The organism is Streptomyces durhamensis, assembly GCF_000725475.1.
In the GTDB taxonomy this organism is placed as follows: Bacteria; Actinomycetota; Actinomycetes; order Streptomycetales; family Streptomycetaceae; genus Streptomyces; species Streptomyces filipinensis.
The window spans coordinates 21727-33961 of record NZ_JNXR01000019.1; the positions used below are offsets into that span (position 1 = coordinate 21727).

7 protein-coding genes and 1 pseudogene are annotated in these 12235 nt (G+C 72.1%); 6 read left to right on the plus strand and 2 right to left on the minus strand.

The genetic code is table 11. The features are described from left to right. Positions 1-145 precede the first annotated feature (145 nt). From IO33_RS0127865 to IO33_RS0127885, 5 genes are read left to right on the plus strand one after another with little or no spacing between them, the layout of a single operon-like run. A complete protein-coding gene (locus tag IO33_RS0127865) occupies positions 146-1087 on the plus strand; it encodes an ABC transporter substrate-binding protein (RefSeq protein ID WP_031169884.1) in 942 nt (313 codons plus the stop codon). Beyond that, entirely contained in the window at positions 1084-1887 is an 804-nt protein-coding gene (locus IO33_RS0127870) for an ABC transporter permease (protein ID WP_031169886.1), read from the plus strand. The genes IO33_RS0127865 and IO33_RS0127870 overlap by 4 nt, the downstream gene beginning before the upstream one ends. Further along, a complete protein-coding gene (locus IO33_RS0127875) occupies positions 1884-2681 on the plus strand; it encodes an ABC transporter permease (protein ID WP_037686137.1) in 798 nt (265 codons plus the stop codon). Before IO33_RS0127870 ends, IO33_RS0127875 begins: the two co-directional genes overlap by 4 nt. Next, positions 2678-4285 (plus strand): benzoylformate decarboxylase, encoded by a 1608-nt coding sequence (gene mdlC / locus IO33_RS0127880; protein WP_031169891.1) that lies wholly within the window; start codon positions 2678-2680, stop codon positions 4283-4285. Before IO33_RS0127875 ends, mdlC begins: the two co-directional genes overlap by 4 nt. Before the next feature lie 4 nt (positions 4286-4289). Continuing rightward, positions 4290-5039 (plus strand): ABC transporter ATP-binding protein, encoded by a 750-nt coding sequence (locus IO33_RS0127885; RefSeq protein WP_031169893.1) that lies wholly within the window; start codon positions 4290-4292, stop codon positions 5037-5039. Positions 5040-5099: 60 nt separating this feature from the next. Here the strand turns inward: IO33_RS0127885 and IO33_RS0127890 are convergent, their stop codons facing one another. Continuing rightward, entirely contained in the window at positions 5100-7733 is a 2634-nt protein-coding gene (locus tag IO33_RS0127890) for a hypothetical protein (protein WP_031169895.1), read from the minus strand. A gap of 127 nt (positions 7734-7860) precedes the next feature. Continuing rightward, on the minus strand, positions 7861-8985 hold the full coding sequence (locus IO33_RS0127895) for a GNAT family N-acetyltransferase (protein ID WP_037686139.1): 1125 nt from the start codon (positions 8983-8985) through the stop codon (positions 7861-7863). Between the two features lie 957 nt (positions 8986-9942). Here IO33_RS0127895 and IO33_RS0127900 point away from each other — a divergent pair. Then, positions 9943-12099: pseudogene (locus IO33_RS0127900) on the plus strand (glycoside hydrolase family 31 protein); the annotation flags it as partial. Between the last annotated feature and the right edge of the window lie 136 nt (positions 12100-12235).

Here is a 12235-nt window from a genome sequence, read left to right on the forward strand (position 1 = left end):
CCCCGGCCCCCGCTGCCCAACGGCTCTGGCACGGCGCCCGGTTCGTCACCCTCCGAAAGTCCCGAAACCCCCCGACGCCCTGGGGCGATCAAGACACATGCGGGGTAGTCATGCCCGTATGCCTTTACGCCGATCACGACCGGGAATGAAACGCCTCGCCGCGCTCGCCGCCGCCGCGGCACTGGTCCTCGTGGGCTGCGACGGCGGCGGGAAGTCGCCCTCCGGCGACGGGCGGCAGCAGCTGACCGTGGCGGCGCTGCCGCTCACCGACTCGGCCGCCCTCTATCTCGCCCGGGACCGCGGGCTGTTCGCCAAGGAGGGCCTGGACGTGCGCGTCCAGCCCGTCCAGCAGAGCATCCAGGCGCTGCCCGCCCTGCTCAAGGGCCAGGTGGACGTGATCGCGAGCGCGAACTACGTCACCTACTTCCAGGCGTACGAGAAGCACACCCTGGACCTGCGCATCCTCGCCGAGGGCGTCCGGATCGCCCCGCACATGATGGACGTCCTCGTGTCCGGGGACTCCGCCCTGAAGTCGCCCGCGGACCTCGCCGGCAAGAAGGTCGCCGTCGCCGTCCTGAACAACATCCAGTCCCTGACCCTGAACGCGATCCTCGACGCACGGGGCGCCGGGCGGCCCGTCTACCGGCAGATCCTGTTCCCGCAGATGGGGCCCGCCCTGGACCGGGGCCAGGTGGACGCCGTACACGCCGTCGAGCCCTTCGACACCGCCATCCAGGGCGCGTCGGGCGCCCGGGTGCTGCTGGACGCCGGATCGGGCCCGGCGCGGGGCCTGCCCGCCAGCGGGTACATCACCACGCGTGACTTCGTCGACAAGCATCCGAAGGCCGCCGCGGGCTTCCGGCGCGCCGTCGAAGCGGCCTCCCGGCTCGCCGCCGGGGATCCGGGTGCGGTCCGCACGGAACTGCCGAAGTACGCCAAGGTCAGCGCGGCCCAGGCCGAGTCGATCCATCTGCCCGCCTATCCGGCGACCGCCGACCCGGCCGCGCTGCGCCGGCTGATCCGGCTCATGCGCGCCCAAGGGCTGCTGAAGAAGGACGTCGATCCGGCACCGCTGCTGGTGAAATGACCCGGCGTCAGGACGTGCTGCTCGGTCTGCTCGGCTCGGCGGCGGCCTTCGGAGTCTGCGAGGCGGTCGCCCGGGCCGGGTTCGTACGGCGCAGCTATCTGCCGCCCGCCTCCGAAGTCCTCGTCCGTGCCGTCCGGCTGGCGGGTGACCCGGCCTTTCTCGACGGGATCGGCGTGACCCTGCGGGCGTGGGCGCTGGGCCTCGGTCTCGCCTGCGCGATCGCCGTACCGCTGGGGCTGCTGCTGGGTGCGGTACCGGTCGTGGAGGCCGCCGCCCGCGCGCTGATCGAGTTCCTGCGGCCCCTGCCGTCCGTCGCGCTGATCCCGCTGGTGTCGCTGCTGCTCGGGTCGGGCACGCAGACGGAGGTGACGCTGATCGCGTACGCCTCGCTGTGGCCGGTGCTGTTCAACACCGTCTACGGACTCGGCGAGACCGATCCGCTGGCCAAGGACACCCTGCGCGCCTTCGGGTTCGGTCGGCTCGCGGTGCTGCTGCGGGTGGAGTTGCCGGCCACCGCTCCGTTCATCGCCGCCGGTGTGCGGATCTCGGCCGCGGTCGCCCTGATCCTCGCCGTCGCGACGGAGATCCTCTCCGGCTTCGGCGAGGGTCTCGGGATCTTCATCGCCCAGGCGGAGACGGCGACGGACGGCACCGTGGACGTCCTGGCGGGGGTGGTGTGGGCGGGGGCCCTGGGGCTGGTGATCAACGGCGTACTGGTCGGGGCGGAGCGGCGGTTGTTCGCCTGGGCGCTCGAACCACGGGAAAGCACGGGGCGGTTGCGGAAGGGGGTGCGGCGGTGAGGCGTACCGCGCTTCCCCTGGTGCTGCGCTGGGCCGTGCTGCTCGTCGCCGTCGCCTGCTGGGAGGCGGCCGCCCGGGCGCGGGACAGCGTGTACTTCCCGCCGCCGCTGCGGATCGCCCGGCACGCCCGCGAGCTGTGGTTCTCCGGGAGCGCCGGCCATCTGTTCCTCACCCCGGCCGCCGTCGACACCATCCTGCCGAGCCTGGGCCGGATGGCGTCCGGGTTCGTGCTCGCCGCCGTCGCGGGGACGGTCCTGGGGATCGCGGTGGGCCGCTCGCCGCGGGTGTACGCGCTGTGCAACCCGGTGCTCCAGTTCGCCCGGGCCGTACCGCCGCCCGCGCTGGTGCCGGTGTTCGTCGTGGTCTTCGATTTCGGTACGCCCATGCAGGTGGCGTCGATCGTGTTCAGTGCCGTGTGGCCGGTGCTGGTCAACTCGGCCGAGGGCGCCCGGGCCACCGACCCGCTGCGGCTTCAGGTGGCGGCCGTGCTGCGGCTGACGGCACCCGAGCGGCTGTGGTTCCTGATCCTGCCCTCGGCACTGCCCAGGATCTTCGCGGGGCTGCGGCTCAGCCTGTCGCTGTGCCTGATCCTGATGGTGTTCTCGGAGCTGCTGCCGGGCAGCGACAACGGCATCGGCTTCACGCTCACCGACGCCCAGACCCGCTCCGACCTGCTCACGGTGTGGGCGGTGCTGGTGCTGCTGGGAGCGCTCGGACATCTGCTCAACACCGGACTGCTGGCGATCGAGAAGCGGCTCGTCGGCCCGACGGCGTCCGCGGGGAGGACGGCATGACGACGGGTACGGTGCGTGAGGCGGTCGTGGGGTTGCTGCGCGCCACCGGCATGACCACGGTCTTCGGCAATCCGGGCTCCACGGAACTGCGGATGTTCCGCGACTGGCCGGACGACTTCACCTATGTGCTGGGTCTGCAGGAGTCCGTCGCCGTCGGCCTGGCGGCCGGACACGCCCTGGGCACCCGGCGCGCCGCCTTCGTCAGTCTGCATTCGGCCGGCGGGGTGGGGCACGCGCTCGGCGCGGTGTTCAACGCGTTCCGCGACCGGGTGCCGCTGGTGATCGTGGCGGGTCAGCAGGCGCGCTCCCTCATCCAGCTGCGGCCGTTCCTCGGCGCGGACGAACCGGCCCTGTTCCCGCGCCCGTACGTGAAGTCCGCCCGCCAGCCGGAGCGGGCCGAGGACGTGCCGGCCGTGCTGGCCGAGGCGCACCGGCTCGCGATGACGCCTCCGCGCGGCCCGGTGTTCGTGTCCGTGCCCGAGGACGACTGGGACCGGCCCGCCGGACCCGTCGCGCCCCGCACCGTGCACACGGCGTTCACGGCCGCCCCGGACGCGCTCGACGCGCTCGCCGCCCGGCTGGGCTCCTGTGCGCGCCCGGCACTGGTGGTGGGCCCCGGCGTGGACGACGAGGACGCGCTGGACCTGGTACGGACGCTGGCCGAGCGGATCCGGGCCGGGGTGTGGATCAGCCCGCTCTCCGGCCGCTCCGGCTTCCCGGAGTCGCATCCGCTGTTCCAGGGGTTCCTGCCGCCGACGGCCCGGCAACTGGCCGCGCGGCTCGCCCCGTACGACGTGGTGGTCGCCCTGGGCGCACCGGTCTTCACCTATCACGTGGCGGACGACGGGCCGCCGCTCGCGGCCGGCACCGAACTGTTCCATCTGGACTGCGATCCCGGCCAGGCCGCCTGGCTGCCCACCGGCACCAGCATCCTCACCACCCTGCGGCCCGCCCTCGCCCGGCTCACGGCGTTGCTGAGGGACTCCGACCGCGACCCGCCCCCACCCCGGCCGGCCCCCGCGCCGGCCCGCGCCGAGGGACACATCACCCCGGAGCTGTTCTTCGACCTGCTGCGCGCCCGCCTGCCGCGCGACCGGGTCCTGGTCGAGGAGGCGCCGAGCCACCGCGACACGCTCCACGCACGCGTGCCCGTCGAGTCGAGCGGCGGCTTCCTCACCACGGGCAGCGGGGCGCTCGGCTGGGGCCTGCCCCTCGCGGTCGGCCGGGCGCTCGCCGACCGGCGGCGCGTGGTGTGCGTGGTCGGTGACGGCTCGGCACTGTACTCGGTGCAGGCCCTGTGGACCGCGGCCCGGCACACGGCACCGGTCACCTACGTCCTGCTGGACAACGGCGGTTACGCGGCCGTGCGCGCGCTGGGCCGCCGGATCGGCATCGCGCCCGTGCCCGGCACGGACATCGCGGGCATCGACTTCGTGACCCTCGCGCGGTCCTTCGGCTGCCCGGCGGCCCGCGCCGGACAGCCCGGGGAGCTGCCGACCGCCCTGGACCACGCCCTGGGCCTGGACGACGACACGGGACCGTTCCTGCTGCACGTGCCGGTCACCGGCAGCGCGGGCACGCTGTACGAGCCCTGGGCCGGGTGACGGGATGCTGTGCCTCGACTCCGTCAGCCGGCACTTCGGCGACCAGCACGTCCTCGACGGCATCAGCCTCACCGTGCCCGACGGCCAGCTCCTCAGCGTGGTCGGGCCCTCCGGCTGCGGCAAGTCCACGCTGCTGCGCACCATCGCCGGGCTGCTGCCCGCCCAGGAGGGCACGATCACGATCGACGGGACACCGGTGAGCGGCGTACCGGAGCGGCTCGCCGTCGTCTTCCAGGAGTACGGCCGTTCGCTGCTGCCGTGGCTCACCGTCCGCGACAACGTGGCCCTGCCGCTGCGCCGCCGGGGCCTCGGGCGCGCGGCCCGCCGGGCCGAGGCCGAGACGATCCTGGAACGCGTCGGCCTGCGCGGGGCCGCCCGGCGCCATCCCCATGAGCTGTCCGGCGGCATGCAGCAGCGCGTCGCCCTCGCGCGTGCCCTGGTCTGCCGGCCGTCCCTGCTGCTGATGGACGAGCCGTTCGGTTCGCTGGACGCGGGCACCCGCGAGGATCTGGAGGACCTGCTGCTGGAGCTCCATCGGGACCGTGACTCGATCATCGTGTTCGTCACCCACGACATCGACGAGAGCGTGTACGTCGGCGACCGCGTCGTCGTCCTGTCCCCCGGCCCCGGCTCCCGCGTGGTGCGGGACCTGCCGGTCGGCCTGCCCGGCGAGCGTGACCAGCTCACCACCCGGAGCCTGCCGGGTTTCGTGGAGCTGCGCACGGAGGTCGGGCGGGCGGTCCGCGGCGGCTGAGCGCCCTGGCGGCGGGCAGGGTGGCCCCGGAGGTGCCCGGTGCCACCCTGCCCTCGGCCGTCAGTGGAGGTCTCGCACCCTCACGGTGTAGATCCCCCGGCCGTGCGTGGCGGCGTACAGCGTACGGCCGTCGGGGCCCGCCTTGAGCTGGAGGACGGCCACGGCCGGCAGCCTGCCGATCCGCTCCCATGAGGTGTGGCCCGGCGCGCGGTAGACGACCCCTAGGTCGGTGGCGACGGCGAGGCCGCCGTCCGCCGTCACCAGCGCGGAGTCGGTGGGCACGTCGGGCAGGTTGGCCGAGATGTCCTTCCAGGTGGTGCCGCCGTCGGTGGACTCGAAGACATGGCCGACGCCCGCGCCCGGGCCCTCGGTCCAGTGCCGCGAGAAGCCGTTGACGGCGAGGAAGACATGGTCGGCGTTCTTCGGGTCGACGGCGAAGCCACTGAGGTAGCGGTTGGGTACGGTGCCGTCGGCCGGCAGGCTGATGTCGTGCCAGCCGCGGCCGTCCGCGTTGCCGACGGCGATGCCGCGGGCGAAGCCCTGGTTGTTGCAGGGGCCGCACCAGGCGGCGTAGATCTTGCCGCCGGACGCGGCGACGGCGGTCGCGGTGCGGCCCGCGCCGAGGTCGTGGACGCTGGTCCACTCCGTGCCGCTGCGGATGGCGTACCCGTGGGTCTGGACCCAGATGTGCCGGCCGCCGGCGATCCAGACGTCCCCGTTCTTCATGTCCGCCGCGAGCGGGGCGATGAAGCGGGCCTCGCTGGTGGCGTTGTCGGGCGGGGCCACGGCGTACGAGGTGGCCTTGCCCGGGTCGGTGGTCCAGCTGCCGTCGTTCACGGCGCAGTTCTGGGTGACCTGGACGGCGAGGTAGACGTACTCCTGGGCGATGTTGCAGCCGTTGGCCGGATCGGTGAGGGTGTCGCCGCCGTCACCGCCGAAGTCGGAGCCCATCACCTTGTCGTCGCCGCGCAGGACGGACTGGCCGTTGTCCTGCAGGCCGCCGGTGACGGACAGGCCGCCGTGGTCGAGGTCCCTGCCGATGCCGACGGAGTAGTACTGCAGGGTGTCGATGGTGCCGTCGTTGAGGGAGGTCCAGTCGGTGGCGTGGCCGGAGGCGTCCTGGGCGCCGTTGACCGGGCGCTTGTAGACGCCGCCGTCGTTGCCGACGTAGACGAAGCTCCTGCCGTGGTACCGGCCGATCGCGACGCCGTGCTGGTCGGAGTGGGTGGTCGGGTTGCAGGCGCCGGTCTGCCGGGAGGGGTCGATGCTCCAGCAGGAGAAGCCGAAGTTCCAGTACGGGCCCACCGTGGACCAGTTCGCGCCGCCGTCCTTGGTCTCGTAGACCTCTTCCAGGCCCGCGTAGACGTGCTGCGGGTCGGCGGGGTCGACGGTGAGGAACTGGTTGTACCAGGCCTGGACGCCCGGCATGTAACCGGGCGAGGTCAGTGCCGAGTTGTCCGCGGCCAGGCCCTTGTAGTCGGCGATCTTCGTCCAGGGGCCGGCCGGCGAACCGGAGGCGTAGATGCCCTCCAGGCCGCTGTCCGGGTTGGTGCTGAGCTGCTTCGGGGACTGGTCGATGGCGTAGTAGCGGGAGCCGTCGGCCGAGCGGGCGAAGGTGACGTTGCCGACGTCGTCCGCGTCGGCCGGGAGGTCACCGAGGCCGCTGGTGATCCGGGTCCAGGCGCCGTTCACCCGGGTGTAGAAGCCGTTGTAGTCGTCGCCGCCGCGCCAGCCGACGGCCAGGACCACCTTGGACGGGTCCTTCGGATCGATGGCGATGTCGTTGGCGATGTTCTTGTACGGGGCGCCCGGGTCGTCGGCCTGGGAACCGCCCGGCAGGAAGTCGGGGTGGGGCGCGAACTCCAGCTTCCAGGCGCCGCTCAGCTTCTGGGTGGAGTGGCTCCACACGCCCTCGCTGGTGGCGGCCCACACCTTGCCGCCGCCGAAGCGCAGTTCGTGGATGGTGGTGCTCTCCAGCTCGTCGCCGCCGACCCGGCTGCGTGCGGAGAAGGTGCCGTGGTGCGGGTGCGCGAGGACGTAGACGCCGCTGCCGAGGTAGGCGTCGGAGTTGGTGGTGGCCTCGCCGGTGCCGAGCCAGAGGCGGCCGGACCCGTCGAGGGCGAGGGCGCCGGTGGACTGGGCGGGCAGCCGGTCGCTGACGGGCTGCCAGTGGCCGCCGCCGGTGCGCGAGCGCCACACCCCGCCGCCGGCGCTGCCCGCGTAGACGTAACCGTCGTCGTCGGCGGCGATCGCCGCCATCCGGCCGGTGACCTTTCCGCTTCCGCCGCTGGAGTTGGAGTCGATGTCGCGGTAGCGCGGGTCGTCGGAGTCGTACGGCAGGTCGGTGATGTTGCGCCAGCCGCCGCCGGTGCTCTTGAGGCGGGAGAGGTCGCGCCAGGCGGCACCGTACGCGCCCGGTGCGACGACACCCGGTGAGGTGCGGGCCTCGGCGTACTGGTCCGCGCCTTCGGCTATCTCGTCCGCCTCGTTGCCGTCGTCGTCGTCCGCCGTCAGGTGCGGTGATGCGGCGCCCACCGACTGCTCGCGTTCCTTGGCGAGTTGGCCGAGTGTGCGGGCTCCGAAGGGGCCGGCACCCCGTCCCGAGGCGGCGGACGGGGGTATCGCGACGAGGGCCGCGGAAGCGGTGAGCGCGCAGACGGCCAGCCACCGTCTTCTGTGGGTTGGCAGGGACACCAAGGACCTCCCGAGGTGCAGCGAGACTGCTGACGCAGGAGACCCGACCACGGGGGGGCGACGACATCAGACACTTGGGAAAGTCTTGACGAGAACCTGTCAGTAGTTACCGAGAACCTGCCCGCGGTTACCGCTCCGGAAGCCCGTCCCCCCGGGTGGCCTGGGAAGGCGCCCCGCCCTGGGTGCGGAGCCTGCCCGCGGTCCTCAGCAGACGGTCGGCCGGATCACGCAGCCCCGGATGGGCCAGTACCGTGTTCCGCAGTCCGCGCACCGGCCGGCGCCACAGCCGCTGGGCCAGCGCCACCGGGTGCGGACGGGCCGCGAAGCCCTCGGCGACCCGCAGTTCACGGGTCTTCAGCCAGTCCTTGTACTCCTTGTCGCCGCGCCCGAGGTCCACGAGGGTCACACCGTGCCGGGCAGCCGCCTCGGCGGTCCTCAGATGCATCATCAACCCTGGTGAGTAGGCGGGCAGTTCGGGGTCGTAGGCGGTGAACCAGGCGGCCAGCACCGTGCCCGACCGGGGGCCGAAGTGGGCCGCGACCGGCCGGTCGCCCGCGTACAGCACGGACAGCACCCCGGTGAAGTGCTCCTCGCGCACCCGGAAGAGATGGTCGACCAGGCCGACGATCCACGGCCGGGAGAAGCGGTCCATGCGGCCGGTCCTGCGGTACTGCGCGGACTTCCACCGCATGAGCGTGCGCAGCACCTTCGGGTCGCGCTCGTCGAACTCGAACCGCACCTCGCCGATGTCCCGGCCGAGCCGCCGTTCCTTCTTCAGCGTCGTCTTGGCCAGCCCCGGATAGGTGCCGCGCAGCCACTCCGCATAGCCGCCGTCGCCGGGCTTCACATCGATGACCGGGGAGGCGAAGGTGCCGGTGACGTGCGGCGCGAACGGCCGCTGTTCCTGGACGAGATGGTCGAACTCGAAGATGCTGAGCCGGCAGGCCCGCAGCAGTTCCCCGGCGTCCCAGGTCACCCCGGGACGGTGCACGAGCGCCTGGCAGTCGGACAGGCCGAGCCCGATGGCCCGTCCGGTGCCGAGCGGCCCCCGCTCGTACGGGAAGAAGCCGGCGGGTTCCGCACCCTCGCGCAGCACCGCCACCCGGGCACCGCTGCGGTAGTGGCCGACGCCGATCGCGAACTCCGGCGCGAGAAAGGGGTTGGCGTACTCGGGCGACTCGTCCATGGCGCGGTGCCAGGCCCCGCACAGCTCGGGCGTCAGCTCGCCGGGTCTGTGGATGGTGATCTCCACCTCAGTTCGACCGCCCTTCCGCAGGCTCCGCGAGCGGTGTGCCCGAGGCGGCACGGGTCGGTGAGGCGTGTGAATCATGGCTCATGGATCGCATGGGCGACCGCTCCCCCCATGACGCGCCGGGCGCGTCCTGCCCTAGGTACCGATGTGCGCCGAATCCCCTCCGTGCGCGACTGCTCAAACGTGGCGAAACAGTACGCACACTGTCAAGGGTGCCTCAGGCGACGGACGGTCCGCCACGGGTACGCGGATATCCGGGACAACCCTTTGTAAAGAGCTTCGCCCCTGGGCAGCGAGCTTCCTCCCATACCCCCGGCACCCCGGCCCTTCGGCCGTGACGGGCCGCGCTCTTGACATGAACCTGCATCAGCCCCGAGTCTTCCTGCTTGAAGTTGCTCGATTGATGCTCGTTTCGAGCGCTTATGAGCACCAAGAGCAAGAACAGTCAGTCCGCAGTGCTGCGAGGGGAGCTGTTCCGCCGTGCAAAGACCGCGAAGACTGCGCCACCGTGTGCCGTGGCCGGCCTGGGTACCGCTGGGGCTGGCCGCCGCCCTGGCGGGAACCGCGCTCGCCGCCCCGGCGCCCGCCCGGGCCGCCACCGCGACCGGGGCCGTACTCGACCCCGCTCACGGCAGCGTCAGCTGGCAGAGCCCGGCCTACCCCAAGGGCACCGGCGGCGGCACCGAGAGCTGTCCGGATGCCGCGACCGACCCGGACAACAAGGTCTGCGACCGTTTCGACCTGACCGTCTCGGTGCCGGACGGCTACTGGGACGACAACCCCGAGGGTGGCGTCCCGCTGTCGGTGAAGTGGGAGAAGCCCTCCGACGACTTCGACCTGTACGTGTACGACGACCACGGCAAGCAGGTGGCGTCCAGCGCGGGCACCGCCGACCCCGAGGCCACGGTGATCCCGCGGGCGTCGGGGACGTACCACGTGGTGGTCGTGCCGTACGACGTGCACGACGACTCCTTCACCGGCACCGCGTACCTGCCCGCCACCACGGACGCCGGCGACCTCACGTCCTTCTCGGGCGGCGACGGAAGTTACACCGTCGAGGCCGGGCGGCTCACCGCGCGGGCGGACTTCCTGACCGGCGGTCAACTGCGGCTGCAGGCCGACCCGTCCGGCTCGCTGAGCGATCCCGCGGGCACCGCCATCGTGCGCGGGCAGCCCGCCCCCGAGCGGCACACCTCGTCCTTCGACGCGGGCGACTACTACGGCATCCGCTCCCCGCAGGCCGTCCTGCGCGTGTACAAGAGCCCACTGCGCTTCGGGCTGTACAGACCCGACAACCGCACCCGGATCTGGCAGGAGGACAAGCCGCTGCGCTGGTCGACCGGCGGCATGCGGCAGAGCCTCGTGCGCGGCGCGGACGAGCAGTTCTTCGGCGGCGGAGAGCAGAACGGCAGCTTCTCGCACCGCGGGCAGACGATGTACGTGTCCAACAGCTTCGACTGGAACGAGGGCGGCTACAACAACTCCCAGCCCTTCTACCTCTCCAGCGCGGGCTACGGCGTCTTCCGCAACACCTTCGCCCCGGGTGTGTACACCTTCGCCGAGCCCGTGACCACCGGCCAGCAGGAACGGCGCCTGGACGCCTACTACTTCCTCGGTGACGCCAAACAGGTGATCGGCAAGTACACGGCGCTGGTGGGCAAGCCCTTCATGCCACCGGTGTACGGCCTCGAACCCGGCGACTCCGACTGCTACCTGCACAACGCCAACCGGGGCGAGCGGCACACCCTGGACGCGCTGAAGATCGCCGACGGGTACACGCAGCACCAGATGCCGCTCGGCTGGATGCTGGTCAACGACGGCTACGGCTGCGGGTACGAGAACCTGGAGCAGACCGGCAAGGGCCTGCAGGACCACCACGCCCAGCTCGGCCTGTGGACCCAGGACGGCATCGACAAGCTGGCCGACCAGGTCAAGGCGGGCCAGCGGGTGGCCAAGCTGGACGTGGCCTGGGTCGGCAACGGCTACAAGTTCGCACTCGACGCGTGCGACGCCGCCAAGAAGGGCATCGAGGACAACAGCGACGCGCGCGGCTTCGTGTGGCTGCCGGTGTCCTGGGCGGGCGCCCAGCGCTGCGGCGTGCTGTGGAGCGGCGACCAGAAGCTGTCCTGGGACTACATCCGCTGGCAGATCCCGACCTACGCCGGCGCCACCCTGTCCGGCATCTCCTACAACACCGGTGACGTGGGCAGCATCTACCGCCACGACGCCAAGATGTACGCCCGCGACCTGCAGTGGAAGGCGTTCCTGCCGGCCGTCATGACCATGGACGGCTGGGCGAGCGACGTCACCACCGGCAAGCCCGCCGACCAGCAGCCCTGGCTCGACGGCGAGCCGTACACCTCGATCAACCGCACGTACCTGCAGCTCAAGGAGCGGCTGCTGCCGTACATGTACACGTTGTCGGCCGAGGCGGCGAAGACGGGTGTGGGCGCGGTCCGGCCGCTGTGGCTGGAGTATCCGGACGACCCCGGCACCCTCGGGGACGGCGCGAAGTACGAGTTCCTGTCGGGCCCCGACTTCCTCGTCGCCCCGGTCTACCAGGACTCCGACACCCGCGACGGCATCTACCTGCCGAAGGGCACCTGGACCGACTACCGGACCGGCCGCACCTACCAGGGCCCGACCACGATCAACGGCTACCACGCCCCGCTCGACACGCTCCCGCTGTTCGTGCGCGAGGGCGCGATCGTACCGATGTGGCCGAAGGGGACGACGAGCTGGCAGACCCGGGACCGGCACGAGCTGGACTGGGACCTGTATCCGGCGGCCCACGGCACGAGCCGCTACACGCTGTACGAGGACGACGGGGTGACCCGTGACTTCGCCAAGGGCGCGGCCGCCACCCAGCGGGTGTCGATGCGGGACGACGGCCGTGGGACGACCGTCTCCGTGGGCGCGAGCAGGGGCGAGTACGCGGGCAAGGTGGACGCCCGCGGCTACCGGTTCACCGTGCACGGCGGCCAGGCGCCCGCCAGGGTACTCCTCGACGGACGCCGACTCCCCGCCTCCGCCTGGTCGTTCGATCCGGTCACCCACGTCACGACCGTCACCACGCCGAGCCTGCCACTGGACCGGGGGCTCACGGTGCGACTGGTCGACGGGAGGTAAAGAGATCGTATGGTCTAGTCCAAAGCATCTGTTGGTCTAGTCCAACTTATTGACGTGACCGCAACAGCTCCCGGAGGGTGGGGCTCCCCGCTCAGGGGACCTCCCCACCCCCACCCTCCGG